We start from the raw sequence: 15,663 nt of genomic DNA, 5'->3' as shown, positions 1-15,663 counted from the left end.
ATGGCGATCACCGTGCGCACGCAGTCGATGGCGGCTCCGGAGGGCGTGGACGAGCCGGTGGTGTTCTTCTCCCCGCACGCCGACGACGAGACCCTCACCACGGGCCCGGCGATCGAGCGGGCGGTCGCCGAGGGCCGCCACGTCGTGGTGGTCCTCGTCACCGACGGGCGCGCCTCCGCGGCCCGGGAACTCACCGGGTTGTCGGTCGCGGAGTTCTCCGCCGCCCGCGACCGGGAGTTCCTCGCAGCGTGCGCGGCCCTGGGCGTGCCGCAGGAGCAGGTGTTCCTCGGGCACTGCGTCGACGGGGCGCTCACCCCGGCGCTGGCCCGCAGCGTCGTGGGCACGTGGACGGGGTTGTTCCCCGCGGGCGCCTTCCGCACCACGAGCTGGAGCGACGGCCACCGCGACCACGCCGCCCTCGGTGCCGCGCTGCGCGACCTGGCCCCCGGCACCGGCGGTGACGTGCGCTTCTACGTCAAGCCCGACGAGTGGGCGCTGGAGCGGGAGCGTCCCGCGCTGACCAGCGAGCGCGCCCCGGGCCGGCGCTACCTCGCGGCGTGCGACGAGTACGCGCGCACCGACCCGGCCGCCGGCCGGTACGGGATCGGCCAGCTGTCCGTGCCGGACGTGTTCGCGCTGCGCCGGGCCAGCGACGAGAGCCGCTGGCACGGGCTCGGCTGAGCGGCGCCCCGGCCGGAGGGCTCAGCGGCGCGGGGACCGGTGCCCACCGGTGCGCGGCGGTGCGGTGCGGTGCACGACCGCCGCGACGAGGAGCAGGCCGGCGATCCCGCTGAGCACCACCCACGGCGGGGCGCTCGTGGCCAGCGACGCCTGCGCCAGCGTCCCGGTGAGGACGGCCGGCACGAGGATGACGAGGTTGTTCACCGCGTGCACCGCGACGGCGGCCTCCAGCCCACCGGTGCGCCACACCAGCCAGGAGGCGACGAGGCCGAAGACGACGCGGTCGGTGAGCAGCCAGGCGTCCTGGCCGCCGTGGGCCAGGCCGAACAGCGCCGCCGAGACCACCGCGGCGACGACGGCACCCACCACGGGGCGGGCGGACCACGACCCCACCGCCTGGCTCAGCCAGCCGCGGAAGACGTACTCCTCGCCGGCCGCCTGCAGCGGTGTCGTCAGCAGCACGACGAGCAGCAGCAGCACGACCTCGCGGGCGACCGGGTCCGCCGGCGGCGCGACGGGGTCGACGGCGTACCCGAGCGCGACGAGCGCCCCGAGGACGACCAGCGCCGCCAGCGCCGCGGCACCGGTGCGGCGCCAGCGGAAGCGCCCGGCGGTCGAGGACAGCGTCCCCGGCCGGCGCCGGTGCCCGGCGAGCACCGCCAGGGCGGCCAGCGGGATGCCCGTGGCCAGCAGCAGGTTCGTCAGCAGCCACCCCCACCAGGTGCTCGTCAGCGCCACGTCGAACTGCGCGTCGTCGACCTCGGGGACCTCCCCGCGGCCGAGGGCGGCGGCGGCGAGGACGGCCACGACGGTGCCGGCGAGGAGCACCACGAGCAGCACCAGCAGGCCGCCGGCCGCCGCGGCGAGGCCGACCAGCGGCCGCCACCAGCGGTGCCGGTCGTCGCGCAGCAGCGCGGTGTACGGGCGGTCGGCGGGACGGTGCGCGGGACGGTGCCCGGGCTGGTCGGTGGGGTGGTCGGTGGGGTGGTCGGTGGTGCTCGTGGTCACGGCTCCAGCGTGCTGTCCGCACCGGCCGCGACGCGTCCGCCGTGCGGGTGCGGGTCGGCTTCGACCTAGGTCGAAGCCGGCCCGGTGGCGGGCGCCGGAGGGTGGACGCCGGGCCGGCGCCACCGCCCTACCGTGGGCCCGTGCCCGTGCCCGTCGCCGCTCCGCCCGCTCCTGCCCCGCCCGACCCGTCGCCGCGGGCGCCGCGGTCGTGGGGGCGCACCGCGCTGCGCCTGCTCGGGGACCTCGCGCTGGTGCTGCTGTGCCTGGGGGCGGGGCTGGCGCTCGTGGGCGCGGAGCTGGACGGGGCGCTCGGCGCGCGGGTGCGCCCGGACGCGGTGGTGTTCGCCGACCTCCTGCTGGGCCTGCTGCTGACGCCGCTGCTGGTGCTGCGGCGGCGGTGGCCGCTGCCGGTGGCCTCGGTGCTGGCCGTGAGCACCGTCGTGTCGGCGAGCGTGCTCGCCGCGTCCCTGGTCGCGCTGTTCTCGGTGGCCGCCCGGCGCAGCTGGCGCGCGGTCGCGATCGCCACCGCCGTGCTGGCGGCGGCCTCGCTGGTCTACGCGCGCCTCTTCCCCGACCCCGCGGTGCGCTGGCCGTGGTGGGCGGAGGTCCTCGTCGTGCTGCTGCTCGCCGCACCCGTCGTGGGCTGGGGCACCTACGCCCGGACCCGCCGCGAGCTGCTGGAGTCGTTGCGCCGCACCGCCGACCGGCTGCGCGCGGAGCAGGAGTGGCGCGCCGAGCAGGCCCGGGTGCTGGAACGCGCCCGGATCGCGCGGGAGATGCACGACGTGCTCGCCCACCGCATCTCCGCGGTCAGCCTGCACGCGGGGGCGCTGGCCTTCCGGCCGGACTCCCCGCCGGAAGCGGTCGCCGCCGCGGCCGAGACGATCCGCAGCAGTTCGCACGCGGCGCTGGAGGACCTGCGCGAGATCCTCGGCGTGCTGCGCGCGGACGAGGTGACCGGTGCCGGCGGGCGGCCGCAGCCGCGGCTGGAGCACCTGCCCGACCTGGTGGCCGACAGCGCCGCGCTCGGCGTCGACGCCCGGCTCGCCCTCCGCGTCGAGGATCCGGACGCGGCGCCGGAGGCCGTGCAGCGCACCGTGTACCGCATCGTGCAGGAGGGGCTGACGAACATCCGCAAGCACGCCCCCGGCCACCGGGCCGACGTCGTGGTCGAGGGGGCGGCCGGTGGCGAGGTCGTGGTGACGGTCACCGACCGCGCCGCACCCGGGAGCGCCCCCGCCGGGGGTTCCGGAGGTTCCGGGTCCCCGGGCGGCCCGGGCGTGCCGGGGGCGGGTTTCGGCCTGGTGGGCCTGGGTGAGCGGGTCGCCCTCGCCGGCGGCCGCCTGGAGCACGAGCGCCTGCCCGACGGGTTCCGCCTGAGCGCGCGCGTGCCGTGGCCGGGCCGGGTGCCCGCGTGAGCGCGGCGGCACCCGTGCGCCTGCTGCTGGCCGACGACGACCCGCTGGTGCGCAGCGCGCTCACGATGGTCTTCGGCGCGCTGCCGGACGTCGAGCTGGTCGGCGAGGCCGTGGACGGGGAGGAGGCCGTGCAGCGCACCTGCGAGCTGCGGCCCGACGTGGTGCTCGTGGACCTGCGGATGCCCCGCTGCGACGGCGTGGAGGCCACCACCCGCATCACCGCCGGGACGGCCGCCCGGGTCGTGGTGCTGACGACCTTCGGCGACGACGCCTCGGTGCTGGCGGCGGTGCGCGCCGGCGCGAGCGGGTTCCTGCTCAAGGACACCCCGCCCGCCGACCTCGTCGCGGCGGTGCGCCGCGCCGCGGCCGGGGAGCCGGTGCTCTCCCCCGAGGTGACGCGGCGGTTGATGGCCCGCGTCGCGGCGCAGCTGCCGCCCGCCCCCTCGCGCGGCACGCTCGCGGCGCAGGCGCTGCAGTCGCTGAGCCCGCGCGAGCACCAGGTCGCGCTCGCGATCGGCCGCGGTCTGTCCAACGCCGAGATCGCCGCCGAGCTGGGCGTCGGCACGGCCACGGTGAAGGCGCACGCGACACGGGTGATGGCGGGCCTGGGCGTGGGCAACCGGGTGCAGGTCGCGCTCGCCGTCCACGACGCGGGCCTGCTGCCCGGCGCGCCCGGCTGACGACGAGCGGGGCGGCCGGACTGCCGCCACGCTGGGCGCGGAGGGCGGACGGCGCCCGCGACGGAGGGGTGGTCATGAGGTACCGGGACGACGCGAGCCTGGACACCGGCAACGTGCAGGACCGGCGCGGCGGTGGGGGCCGGGCGATCGCCGTGGGCGGCGGCGGGCTCGGGATCGTGGGCGTCCTCGTGGTGCTGCTGCTGCAGGTGCTGGGCGGCGGGGGCGGCGCGGGCGGGCCGGGGCCGGCGGTGCAGCTGGGTCCCGTCCTCGACGGCCTGGGCCAGGGGCAGACCGCGGGCACCGGCGAGCTCGCGGCCTCCTGCCGCACCGGCGCCGACGCCAACGCCCGCGCCGAGTGCGCCGTCGTCGCCGACGTGGAGTCCGTGCAGGACTACTGGAGCGGGCTGCTGGGTCCGCGCTACGCCCCCGCCGACACCGTCTTCTTCGCCGGCTCGACCCCGACGGGCTGCGGCACCGGCACCTCCGGCACGGGGCCGTTCTACTGCCCCGCCGACCAGCAGGTCTACATCGACCTGTCGTTCTTCGACGAGCTGCGCACCCGCTTCGGCGCCGAGGGCGGCACCTTCGTCGACGCCTACGTCCTGGCGCACGAGTACGGCCACCACGTGCAGCACCTGCTGGGCACCTCCGACGCCGTGCAGGCCGGGGTCAGCGGACCCGACAGCGGCAGCGTCCGCCTGGAGCTGCAGGCGGACTGCTACGCGGGCACCTGGGCGCACCACGCGACGACGGTGCCCGACGACTCCGGCGCCCCGCTCATCAGCGACATCACCGACGAGGACGTCGAGCGCGCCCTGGACACCGCGGGCCGCATCGGCGACGACTTCATCCAGACCCACCTCGGCGACGGCACCACCGACCCGGGCTCGTACACGCACGGCACCTCCGCGCAGCGGCGGCAGTGGTTCACCACCGGCTACGAGAGCGGCGACCCCGCGCGCTGCGACACCTTCTCGGTGGCCGACCTCGGCTGACCCGTCGGACCCGGCGGGGCCCGTCGTGGTCGTCGGCGCGAGCTTCGCCGGCCTGCTGGCGGCGGCGGCCGCGGCCGGGCGGGAGGTGCACCTCGTCGAGGCCGACCGGCTGCCGCCGCGCCCGCTCCCCCGCGACGGCGTCCCGCAGGGCCGGCAGGCGCACGTGCTCCTGCACGCGGGGCTGCTCGCGGCGCAGGAGCTGCTGCCCGGCCTGCGCGAGGACCTCCGTGGCCGGTGTCCGCCTGCACGAGGGCGCGCCCGTGACGGGCCTGGAGCGGGAGCGGGGTGCGTGGAGCGTGCGCACGGCCGGCGGCGACGTGGGGGGCGAGGTCGTCGTCGAGGCCTCCGGGCGCTCCTCGCGGCTGCCGCAGCGGCCGGCGCGGCCGGGTCTGCCGCCCGCCGCGGTCTCCCGGGTCGACGCCCGCACCGGGTGCGCCACGCGCCGCTACCGCGGGGACGGCGGCGGCACGGCTGGTCCTGCTCGCGACCCCGTCCTCGCCGCGGGGGCGCTGGTGCTGCCCGTCGAGGACGGCGACTGGCTCGTGGCGGCGGTGGGGGCCGCGCGGGGAGGTCGCCGTGCACCGGCAGACCGCCGACGTGCGCCGCGCGTACGAGCGGGTGCCCGGCTGGCCGGCGGGGCTGCTCGTGGTCGGCGACGCCCTGTGCGCCTTCAACCCCGTCTACGGGCAGGGCATCGCTGTCGCCGCCCGCCAGGCCGTGCTGCTGCGCGAGGCGCTGCGGGCCGACCCGCTCGACGCGCGCACCACCCGGCGCCGGCAGCGCCGGCCCGCGCGGGTGGCCGACCTGCCGTGGGCGATCGCCACGGGCGAGGACCTGCGCCTGCCCACCACGCAGGGGCGGCCCGGCCCGGCGCAGCGGGTGCTGAGCCGGTGGGCCCGCACGGTGGACCGCCTCGCGGCGCACGGCGACGTCCGCGCCGCGCGCACCCTGGGGCGCACGTACCACCTGGTGGGCTCACCGCTGGAGCTGCTGCACCCGGCGCTGGTGCTGGCCGCCGCGCGGGCGGCGACACGGGGGCCGGGAGCGGCCAACCCGCGCCCGCCCGCGCTGCTCAGGAGCGCTGCAGGCCGATCCGGCGCAGCGAGGCCCTGACGTCCCGGGCGTCCTCGGCGCCCCAGCCCAGGCGCCCGCCGTCCCAGGTGGGCTCGGGCAGGGCGCGGCGGCCGACCAGGGAGTGCAGCACGGCGACGTCCACGTCGTAGGTGTGGCTGGCCTGGAGCAGGCTGAGCTCGTCCATCGGGTCCTCTGGGTCCGCAGGGCTCCTCCACGCGACCGGGAGGAGGGGCGCCCCCGCGAGTCGGACCTCGAGCGGGGACGGTCCATCGTAGCGCGGCGATCACCGCCGCCCGCCGCGCGCGCACCGGACGGGTGAACGCCGGCGCGTGCCGGCGCGTGCCAGCGCGTGCCAGCGCGGTGGCAGCCCCGTGCCAGCGGCGACCGCGACGGTGCGGGCATGACCTACGCGATCGACGCCGACGGGCTGCGCAAGCGCTTCGGCGAGACCCGGGCCCTCGACGGCGTCAGCCTGCGCGTGGCGCAGGGCCGCGTCCTCGGCGTGCTCGGCCCCAACGGCGCCGGCAAGACGACGGCCGTGCGCATCCTGGCGACCCTGCTGCGCCCCGACGCCGGCACCGCCCGCATCGGCGGCCTCGACGTCGTCCGCGACGCGGCGCGGGTGCGGCGCACCATCGGGCTCACCGGCCAGTACGCCTCCGTCGACGAGGACCTCACCGGGATGCAGAACCTCGTGCTCATCGGCACGCTGCTCGACCTCTCCCGCCGCGACGCCCGGCGCCGCGCCGAGCAGCTGCTGGAGCGCTTCGAGCTGACCTCCGCCGCCTCCCGGCGGGCGGGCACCTACTCCGGCGGCATGCGCCGCCGCCTGGACCTGGCCGCCTCCCTCGTCGGCCGCCCCGCCGTCGTCTTCCTCGACGAGCCCACGACCGGGCTGGACCCGGCCAGGCGGGACGCCACGTGGGACGTCGTGCGCTCGCTGGTCGCCGAGGGGTCCACCGTGCTGCTGACCACGCAGTACCTGGAGGAGGCCGACCAGCTCGCCGACGAGATCACCGTCATCGACCACGGGCGGGTCATCGCCCACGACACCCCCGTCGGGCTCAAGCGGCAGGCGGGCGGGCGCACCCTGCGCGTCGTCCCCGCCGACGCCGCCGACGCACCCGCCGTCGCACGGTTGCTGGCCAGGATCAGCGGTGAGGAACCGGTGCCGCTGGCCGGGGGCGGGGCGTCGGTCCCGGTCGCCGACGAGGCCGCGATGGGCGCCGCCGTCCGCGGCCTGGCCGACGCCGGTGTCGCGGTGAGCGAGTTCTCGCTGCACCTGCCGACCCTCGACGAGGTCTTCGCCAGCCTCACCCAGCCGTCCCGCGAGGAGGTCCCCGCATGAGCACCCTCACCGAACTGCCCGCCACCGCCGCACCGGTCCCGGCCGCGCGCACCGGCGGCCCGCTGCGCGCGCTGCGCCACGCGCTCGCGCTCGCCGGGCGCAGCCTCGTCAAGACCGCCCGCACGCCGGAGGCCCTCATCGACGTGACGGTCCAGCCGGCCATCTTCCTGGTGATGTTCACCTACATCTTCGGCGGTGCCATCGCCGCCGGGGACCGCGGCGCGTACCTGCAGTTCCTCGTGCCCGGCCTGCTCGGCCAGTCGATCGCGCTGGCCGGGGTGTCGCTGGGCACGAACCTCAACGACGACATCACCAAGGGGGTCTTCGACCGGTTCCGCTCGCTGCCCATCGCGCGCTCGGCGCCGCTGGTCGGGGCGGTGCTGGCCGACCTCGCCCGCTACCTGGTCCTCTTCTGCTCCCTCACGGGTTTCGCCTGGCTCATGGGCTTCCGCGTGCTGACCGGCCCGCTGGAACTCCTCGCGGCGCTCGGGGTGTCGGTCGCGTTCGCGCTGTCGTTCTGCTGGATCTCCGTCCTGGTGGGCATGCTGGTGCGCACACCCGGTGCGGTGCAGGGCGTCATGTTCCTGCTCGTGCTGCCGCTGAGCTTCGGCAGCAACGTCTTCGTGGACTCCTCCACGATGCCGGGCTGGTTGCAGGCGTTCGTCGGCGTCAACCCGATCACCCACCTCGTGGAAGTCGTGCGCGGGCTGCTGCTCGGCGGCCCGGTCGCCGGCGACCTGGCGTGGACCGGCGGCTGGATCGCGTTCTTCCTCCTCGTGTTCGTCCCGCTGGCGCTGCGCGCCTACAACCGCCGCGCCTGAGCACCGCCGGGGGCCGCGGCTCAGCCCAGCAGGGCCGTGCGCTCCAGGGCCGCCGGCGGGTCCAGCCGGCGGCCCCGGGTGAACACCTCCTCGAAACCCCGCTCCCCCAGCGCGGCGCGCAGCCGCTCGCGCAGCGCGGTGACCTCCGGGTCGGTGAGGTCGTCGGCCCCGCGCAGGGACGCGGACGCGCCGAGCAGCTCGGCCGCCTCCGCGTCCCGGCCGGACAGCGCGCACCAGCGGGCGGCGGCCACGGCGAACAGCGCCACGATCGGCATGTCGCGGGTGCGCAGCGCCACCGGGCGGGTGGCCGCGAGCAGTTCCCGCGCACCCCGCAGGTCCCCGGCGTCCAGGCGCAGGTGGGCCAGCGAGGTCTGCAGGGCCGCGCGCTCGTGGTTCCAGCCCACGGCGCCGGGGGCGTCCCCGGCCCCCAGCGCCGCCAGCCCGGCGCGCACGAACCGCTCCGCCTCCTCGTGGCGGCCCTCGCAGCGGGCGGTCGAGACCTCGGTGAGGGCCAGCCACACCCGGGTGGACCCGGACGTCGCGGGAGCCAGCTCCCGCATGCGCTGCACCTGCTCGGCGGCGGCCGCCGGGCGCCCGCGCCGCTGCTCCACGTCGGCCAGCCGCATCCGCAGCTGCAGCTCGTCCTCGGTGGAGCCGAACGCTCCGACCAGCCGGACCGCCTCCGCCAGCCGCTCGCGCGCCGCGTCGAGGTCGCCGTCGAACAGGTCCGCGTGGGCGCGCAGGCGCAGCGCACCCGCCAGGCCCCAGCTCTCCCCGGCCGAGCGGAAACCCTCCTCCGCGCGCGCCGCGGCGCTGCGCACCGTCCCCAGGTCTCCGACGTTCTCGGCCGTGGCCGCGCGCAGCAGCTCGCACAGCGCCCGCACGAACGGGTCCGCGTCCTGCGGGACCGGCATCCGGTCCAGCAGCGCGTGGTCGGCCGGGCCGGTGAAGCCTTCGGCGAAGACGTGCAGGAACACCTGCGCCAGGACGACCACCGCGGACGGGGTGTCCCCGCCGTGCGCGGCGAGGCGGGCGGTGAGGTCGCGCACGTGCTCCAGCACGGCGGCGGTCTCGGCGTTCAGCTCACCGGCCATGATGCCGTCGAGCAGCTCCAGCGCCTCCGCCACCAGCTCGTCCTCGGCGCCGGGGCCCTCGGTGCCGGGGACCCCGGCGGAGCGGGCCAGCGCCAGCCAGTCGCGGGCGGGGGTGTGCCGGCCCAGGACCGTCCACCACAGCGCCACCGGCAGCGCCAGCCGCAGCGCCTGCGCCCGCCGGCCGGCGGCCACGAGGTCGCGCAGCGCCGCCAGCAGGTCCTCGGACTCGGCGTCCAGGCGCAGCGACCACGCGGCCTGCCCGGGACCGCGCAGCCCCGACCCGGCGCGGGCGGCGACGCCGAGCGCCCACCGCGTGCGCAGCTCGCGCACCCGCTCGACCTCACCCGCCTCGGCGAGGCGCTCGGCGCCGTACTCGCGGATGGTCTCCAGCAGCGCGTAGCGCACCGGGTCGGTGGGACGCAGCTGCAGCAGCGACTTCTCCGCCAGCGAGGCCAGCAGGTCGGCGACGGCGACCGCGTCGCCGGCGTCGGGGTGGACCGCGGCCGCGGCCTCCACCGACACCGGTGCCGCGAACACCGACAGCCGGCGCAGCAGCGCCCGCTCGTCGGCGCCGAGCAGGTCCCAGCTCCAGTCGACGACGGCGCGCAGGGTGCGGTGGCGCGCCACCGCCGTGCGCCGCCCGCCGGTGAGCAGCCGGAAGCGGTCCGACAGCCGCTCGTGCAGCTGCACCAGCCCCGTCGTGCGCAACCGCGCCGCGGCCAGCTCCAGCGCCAGCGGCAGGCCGTCCAGCCGGCGCACGAGGTCGGCGACGAGGTCGGCCTCCTGCGCGGTCACGGTGAAGCCGGGGGTGCCGGCGGCCGCGCGGTCGACGAACAGGCGCACCGCCGGGTTGGCCCGCACCACCTCCAGGTCCGCTCCCGGGGGCGGCGGGCGCAGCGGCCCGAGCGGGTGCAGCACCTCGCCCTCGACGCCGAGGGCCTCCCGGCTGGTGGCCAGCACCGTGAGGGAGGGGCAGTGCCGCAGCAGGTCCTCCACCAGCACGGCCGTCTCGTCCAGCACGTGCTCGCAGTTGTCCAGCACCAGCAGCTGCGGACCGGCCGACAGCGCCGCGAGCAGCCGCGAGCGCGGGTCCTCGGCACTGCCGCCGGGCGGGCGCAGGCGCTCGCGGTGCGCCTCCCGCGCCCCCACCGCGGCGACGACGGCGCCGAGGACGTCGGCCCCCTCGGCGACCGGTGCCAGCGGCACGAGGTGGACGCCGCCGCGTCCGGCGGGCGACCCCGCGCAGCCGTCCCCGGGACCGCCCTCGGCGCGGGAGGCGACGGCGGCGGCGACCTCGGTGGCCAGCCGGGTCTTGCCCGCACCGCCGGGGCCGACGACGCTCACGCAGCGCGCCGCGCCCAGCAGGTCCTGCAGCCGCTGCACGTCCGCGTCCCGGCCGACGAAGCTCGTCAGGGCGGGCAGCGGCGCGGCGGCGGAGGGGGCCACCGCGGGCGCCCCGGCACCGTCGAGCGCCTGGCGGTGGGCGGCGCGCAGCGCCGGTGAGGGGTCGGTGCCCAGCTCCTGCGCCAGGTGCCGGCGGGTGCGCTCGTAGGCGGCGAGCGCCTCGGCGCCGCGGCCGGTCGCGGTCAGGACGCGCACCTGCAGCTCGGCGAACCGCTCCCGCAGCGGGTGCGCCGCGGTCAGCGCCTCCAGCTCCGCGGCCAGCCCCTGCAGGTGGCCCGCCCGCAGGTCGGCCTCGGCGCGGTCGCCCAGGCACTCGAGGTGCAGCTCGCGCAGCCGCACCGCGTCCGCGGTCCCCTCCAGCTCCACGGGCTCGCCGCGCCACAGCGCGAGCGCGGCCGCGAGCTCGCGGGCGGCGCCCTCGGCGTCCCCGGTGCGCAGCAGCCGGCGGCCGGCCGCGCAGGCGCGCTCGAAGCGCACGACGTCGACGTCCCCGGGGTCGACGTCGAGGACGTAGCCGGCGGGGCCGGCGCCGACGCGCCCCGGGGCGCCGAGCGCGCGGCGCAACCGCGAGACCAGCGACTGCAGGGCGCCCGGGCCGGAGGGGCCCTCGCCGTTCCACAGCGCCGCCTCCAGCGCCGCCGTGGACACCGGGCGCCCGGCGCGCAGCGCCAGCTGCGCGAGCAGCCGCCGCAGCCGGGCCCCCGCCACGGCCACCTCGGTGCCGTCGTCGGCGCGGACCCGGACGGGGCCCAGCAGGTCGATGCGCACGGCAGCAGGGTGCCACCCCGGCCGCGGGGTCCCCGCCGCCGCACCGCTGCCGGGCAGTGCCGTCGGGGCCGGGTCAGTAGACGTCGCGCACGTAGCGCCCGGCGGCGGCCAGGGAGCGCACGTGGGCGGCGGCGTCCTCGGCGCTCGTGGCGCCGTGCGCGGCGACGACCTCGCGCAGGGCGGTGTCGACGTCGGCGGCCATCCGCGCCGCGTCGCCGCACACGTACAGGTGCGCCCCCTCGGCCAGCCAGCGCCACAGCTGCGCGCCGTGCTGGCGCATCCGGTCCTGCACGTACACCTTCTCGGGCTGGTCGCGGGAGAAGGCCAGCGACAGCCGGGTGAGGAACCCGTCCTCGCGCATGGCCTCGAACTCGTCGCGGTAGTACCAGTCGGTCGCCGAGCTGCGCTCGCCGAAGAACAGCCAGTTCGGGCCGCGGTGGCCCAGCGCACGCCGGTGCTGCAGGAACGCCCGGAACGGCGCCACCCCCGTCCCCGGGCCGATCATCACCATCGGGGCGTCGGGGTCGGCGGGCGGGCGGAACGCCGGGGACGGCTTGACGAAGACGCGCACGTCCTCGTCCCCGGCGCGGTCGGCCAGGAACGCCGAGCACACCCCCTGCCGCTGCCGCTCGGCAGTGCCCCACCGCACGGTGGAGACGGTCAGCTGCACCTCGTCGGGGTGCGCCTGCGGGGCCGAGGAGATCGAGTACTGCCGCGGCTGCAGGGGTTTGAGCACGGCGCGCCACTCGGCGGGTTCGGCCCGCGCGGGGAACTGCGCCAGGACGTCCAGGCTCTGCCGGCCGCCGGTGAAGCGCGCCAGCTCCTCCCCGCCCGCGGCCAGCAGCCGGGCCAGGCCCTCCTCGCGCGAGCGGGCGGCCACGAACCGCAGCAGGTCCGGGTTCGGGCGCAGGATCTCCAGGTGGCGGGTGGCGGCGGTGCGCCAGTCCACCTCCGTGCCGTCCGGTGCGCTCGTGGTCGCGTCGGCGTCGATGCCGGTGAGCGCGAGCCAGGCCTCGACGACGGCGGGGTCGTTGACGGGCCACACGCCCAGGGAGTCGCCCGCGGCGTGCTCCAGCCGCCCGTCGCGGTGCAACCCGATCTGGCGCACCTCCTTCGTCGAGCCGGGGCCGTTGAGCCGGACGTTGCGCACCAGGCGGCTGCGGTAGGGGTTCGCGCGGGAGGGCGGGGCGCCCGGCTGCGGGGCGCGCGGGACGGGGACCTGCCGCTCGCCGCCCGGGGCCTGCGGGGGTCGCGGGGGCTGCGGGCCCTGCTCGCGCAGCAGGTCGGCGACGCGGCGGCCCCACTGCTCGGCGCGCTCGTCCTCGCCGGGCTCGACCTCCACGCGCTCCAGCAGCCGCACCCCGCCCAGCTCGGCGAGCCGGTCGTCCAGGCGCCGGCCGTGCCCGCAGAACTGCGCGTAGCTGCTGTCGCCCAGGGCGAGCACCGCGAACCGGGTGCCCGGCAGCCGGGGGGCCTGCTGCTGCGAGAGGGCCGACCAGAACGCCTCCCCGTTGTCCGGCGGTCCGCCGTCGCCGAAGGTGCTGGAGACGACGAGCACCGTCGGCACCGCCGCCAGCCGGGCCGGGTCGACGGTGTCCATGGCTGCGACGTCCACGCGGATCCCGGCCTCCTGCAGCACCTGCGCGCTCTGGCGGGCGTGCTCCTGCGCGCTGCCGGTCTGCGAGGCCCACAGCAGCAGGACCTCGGCCTGCCCCGCCGCGTCCTGGCCCGCCGCGTCCTGCCCCGCCGCGTCCTGTCCCGGGCCCTCCGCCGGCGCCCGGGAGGTCAGCCCCGCGAGGAAGCCGTCCACCCAGGCGCGGTCGCCGCCGGTGAAGGGCGCCGAGTCCGGCAGCACGGCGGTGCCGGCCTCGGCGCCCTGCTGCCCCAGGGCGTGCAGGAACCCCTGCAGGTAGCGGGTCTGCCGCTCGTCGAGGACCGGCACCGGCGCACTTGCCGCGAGCACCGCCGGCGCCTGGGCGGCGGGCTGCGCGGCGGGCTGCGCGGCGGGTTGCTCGGGTGCGGCGGGCGGGCCGACGCGGGCCAGCCGCACCGCGCACACCTTGAACTCCGGCTGGAAGCTGTCCGGGTCGACGGCGTCGTTGGTGACGGCGTTGACGGCCAGGTACTCCCCGAAGGCGTCGTTCCAGTGGAAGGGGGCGAAGCAGGCGCCGGGCAGCACGCGGTCGGTGACGACGGCCGGCAGCACCGCCCGACCGCGCCGGGAGACCACCTCGACGCGGTCCCCCTCGGCGATCCCCAGCGCCTGCGCGTCCTGCGGGTTCACCTCCAGGAACGGCCCGGGGTTCAGCGCGTTGAGCCTGGCGACCTTGCCCGTCTTGGTGAGGGTGTGCCACTGGTGCTGCACGCGGCCGGTGTTGAGGACGAACGGGTGCTCGTCGTCGGGCAGCTCGGCGGGCGGCAGGTACGGGCGGGGGTGGAAGACCGCGCGCCCGGAGGGGGTGGCGAACACCGCCCGGGGGCGGGTGCCGTCGGGGTGGACGACGACCTCGCGCCCGACGCCGTCGTTGAGGTAGCGGATCGGGTGCCGGGTGCTCTCGTCGCCCGGCGGCGCCGGCCACTGCACCGGTGAGGTGCGCAGCCGCTCGTGGTCCACCCCGCGCAGGTCGTAGCCGGTGCGCGGGTTGGCGAAGCCGCGGATCTCCTCGAAGACCTCCGCGGCGCTGGTGTGGGCGAACCCCTCGGTGAACCCCATCGCCCGGGCGACCTGCGCGATGAGCGACCAGTCCGGTGTCGCCTCGCCGGCCGGGTCGGCGGCCTGCGGCAGCAGGGTGAGGGTGCGCTCGGAGTTCACCGCGACCTGGTCGGACTCGGCCCACAGCGTCGCCGGCAGCACCACGTCGGCGTAGGCGTTGGTCTCGGTGTCGGCGAAGGCGTCCTGGGTGACGACGAACTCGCAGCGCTCCAGGCCCTCCACGACGGTGCGGCGGTTGGCGACGGAGGCGACGGGGTTGGTGCAGATGATCCAGCACGCCTTGACCTCGCCGGCCGCCATCCGCTCGAACATGTCGACGGTCCCGGCGCCGGCCTCGGTGCGCAGGGTGCCGGGGGCCAGCCCCCAGGCCCGCTCGGTGAACGCGCGGTCGTCGGGGTCGAGGGCCGAGCGCTGCCCCGGCAGGCCCGGGCCCATGTACCCCATCTCCCGCCCGCCCATGGCGTTCGGCTGCCCCGTCAGCGAGAACGGCCCGCTGCCGGGGCGGCAGATCGCCCCGGTCGCCAGGTGCAGGTTGACCAGCGCGTTGGTGTTCCACGTCCCGCGGGTGCTCTGGTTGAGCCCCATCGTCCACAGGCTGGTCCACTCCCCCGCACCGGCGATGAGGTCGGCGGCCCGGTGCAGGTCGGCCTCGGCGATGCCGGTGATCTCGCTGACCCGCTGCGGCGGGGAGTCGGCCAGCAGGGGCGCCATCGCCTCCCAGCCCTCGGTGCAGGTGGCGATGAACTCCTCGTCGAGGGCGCCGCGCCCGGCCAGCAGGTGCAGCAGGCCGTTGAGCAGGGCCAGGTCGGTGCCCGGGCGCACCTGCAGGAAGAGGTCGGCCGCCTCCGCGGTGGCGGTGCGGCGGGGGTCGACGACGATGAGCTTCGCGCCGGCGCGCACCCGGTCCATCATCCGCAGGAAGAGGATCGGGTGGCAGTCGGCGGTGTTGGAGCCGATGACGAGGAAGAGGTCGGCGGTGTCGAGGTCGTCGTAGGAGCCGGGCGGCCCGTCCGAGCCCAGGGACTGCTTGTAGCCCGTCCCGGCGCTGGCCATGCACAGCCGCGAGTTGGACTCCACCCGGCTGGTCCGCAGGAAGCCCTTGCCGAGCTTGGTGGCCAGGTACTGCGCCTCCAGCGACATCTGGCCCGAGACGTAGAGGGCCACGGCGTCCGGGCCGTGCTCGTCGACGACCTGCCGGAAGCGGGCGGCGACCCGCTCGACGGCCTCGGCGACCGGCAGCGGGCGCGGGGCCTCCCCCCGCTCCTCGCGCACCAGCGCCGTCTCCAGCCGGCCGGGTGCGCTCGCCATGTCCGCGCTGGTGGCACCCTTGGTGCACAGCCGCCCGGCGTTGGCCGGGTGCTGCTTGTCACCGGTGACCTTGAGCACGCGCCGGCGGCCGGTCCCGGGGTCCACGGCGACGTCGAGCACGACGCCGCAGCCGACGCCGCAGTAGGAGCAGGCGCTGCGCACGCGGGTGGTGCCCTGGGCTTCAGACGTCACGGGCACAGTAGACGGGCACGCGGTTGCACGGCCGTTTCGCCCGTGTTGCGCGCGGGGTGCGTCCTCCTCACAGCCCCGGCCGCCCGCCGTGAGGGCGACGTCACAGGAGCGCAACGGCGGGCGCGACCGGCTGTAACGCGCCCGGCCTAGCGTCGTGGC

The 15,663-nt window shown here is 77.7% G+C and carries 11 protein-coding genes; 7 read left to right on the top strand and 4 right to left on the bottom strand.

The genetic code is table 11. From position 1 onward, the window contains the following. Positions 1-681 (top strand): PIG-L deacetylase family protein, encoded by a 681-nt coding sequence (locus ACRYM2_RS02640; RefSeq protein ID WP_432519652.1) that lies wholly within the window; start codon positions 1-3, stop codon positions 679-681. A 21-nt stretch (positions 682-702) separates the two neighbouring features. Here ACRYM2_RS02640 and ACRYM2_RS02635 read toward each other — a convergent pair whose 3' ends face one another. Then, a complete protein-coding gene (locus ACRYM2_RS02635; RefSeq protein ID WP_432519650.1) occupies positions 703-1,689 on the bottom strand; it encodes a CPBP family intramembrane glutamic endopeptidase in 987 nt (328 codons plus the stop codon). Positions 1,690-1,829: 140 nt separating this feature from the next. Here ACRYM2_RS02635 and ACRYM2_RS02630 point away from each other — a divergent pair, with 140 nt between their 5' ends. The 4 genes from ACRYM2_RS02630 to ACRYM2_RS02615 all read left to right on the top strand — a co-directional run bounded on the left by ACRYM2_RS02630 (position 1,830) and on the right by ACRYM2_RS02615 (position 5,895). Beyond that, positions 1,830-3,107, top strand: a complete 1,278-nt coding sequence (locus tag ACRYM2_RS02630; RefSeq protein WP_432519648.1) for a sensor histidine kinase — start codon at positions 1,830-1,832, stop codon at positions 3,105-3,107. Then, positions 3,104-3,787 carry a response regulator gene (locus tag ACRYM2_RS02625; protein ID WP_432519646.1) on the top strand — a complete coding sequence of 228 codons (684 nt, stop codon included), beginning with the start codon at positions 3,104-3,106 and terminating at the stop codon, positions 3,785-3,787. The genes ACRYM2_RS02630 and ACRYM2_RS02625 overlap by 4 nt, the downstream gene beginning before the upstream one ends. A 74-nt stretch (positions 3,788-3,861) precedes the next feature. Then, complete coding sequence (ypfJ, locus tag ACRYM2_RS02620) at positions 3,862-4,782, top strand: KPN_02809 family neutral zinc metallopeptidase (protein WP_432519644.1); 921 nt, start codon at positions 3,862-3,864, stop codon at positions 4,780-4,782. A 576-nt stretch (positions 4,783-5,358) separates the two neighbouring features. Next, positions 5,359-5,895, top strand: coding sequence for a hypothetical protein (locus ACRYM2_RS02615; protein WP_432519642.1), 537 nt, complete (start codon positions 5,359-5,361; stop codon positions 5,893-5,895). Here ACRYM2_RS02615 and ACRYM2_RS02610 read toward each other — a convergent pair. Next, on the bottom strand, positions 5,855-6,040 hold the full coding sequence (locus ACRYM2_RS02610; protein WP_432519641.1) for a hypothetical protein: 186 nt from the start codon (positions 6,038-6,040) through the stop codon (positions 5,855-5,857). The two genes, ACRYM2_RS02615 and ACRYM2_RS02610, sit on opposite strands and share 41 nt — an antisense overlap. Positions 6,041-6,256: 216 nt before the next feature. Between ACRYM2_RS02610 and ACRYM2_RS02605 the strand changes: the two genes are divergently transcribed. Together ACRYM2_RS02605 and ACRYM2_RS02600 are read left to right on the top strand one after the other, a co-directional pair. Beyond that, on the top strand, positions 6,257-7,204 hold the full coding sequence (locus ACRYM2_RS02605; protein WP_432519640.1) for an ATP-binding cassette domain-containing protein: 948 nt from the start codon (positions 6,257-6,259) through the stop codon (positions 7,202-7,204). Beyond that, on the top strand, positions 7,201-8,025 hold the full coding sequence (locus ACRYM2_RS02600; RefSeq protein ID WP_432519639.1) for an ABC transporter permease: 825 nt from the start codon (positions 7,201-7,203) through the stop codon (positions 8,023-8,025). Before ACRYM2_RS02605 ends, ACRYM2_RS02600 begins: the two co-directional genes overlap by 4 nt. 20 nt (positions 8,026-8,045) lie before the next feature. On the opposite strand, the gene ACRYM2_RS02595 is transcribed toward ACRYM2_RS02600, so the two are convergent. Continuing rightward, positions 8,046-11,291, bottom strand: coding sequence for an AfsR/SARP family transcriptional regulator (locus tag ACRYM2_RS02595; RefSeq protein ID WP_432519638.1), 3,246 nt, complete (start codon positions 11,289-11,291; stop codon positions 8,046-8,048). A 73-nt stretch (positions 11,292-11,364) separates the two neighbouring features. Beyond that, on the bottom strand, positions 11,365-15,504 hold the full coding sequence (locus ACRYM2_RS02590; RefSeq protein WP_432519636.1) for a bifunctional nitrate reductase/sulfite reductase flavoprotein subunit alpha: 4,140 nt from the start codon (positions 15,502-15,504) through the stop codon (positions 11,365-11,367). Positions 15,505-15,663: the final 159 nt, after the last annotated feature.

It is taken from the genome of Kineococcus aridisoli (assembly GCF_050871885.1).
GTDB lineage: Bacteria > Actinomycetota > Actinomycetes > Actinomycetales > Kineococcaceae > Kineococcus.
This window is presented reverse-complemented; position numbering and strand designations above follow the sequence as displayed.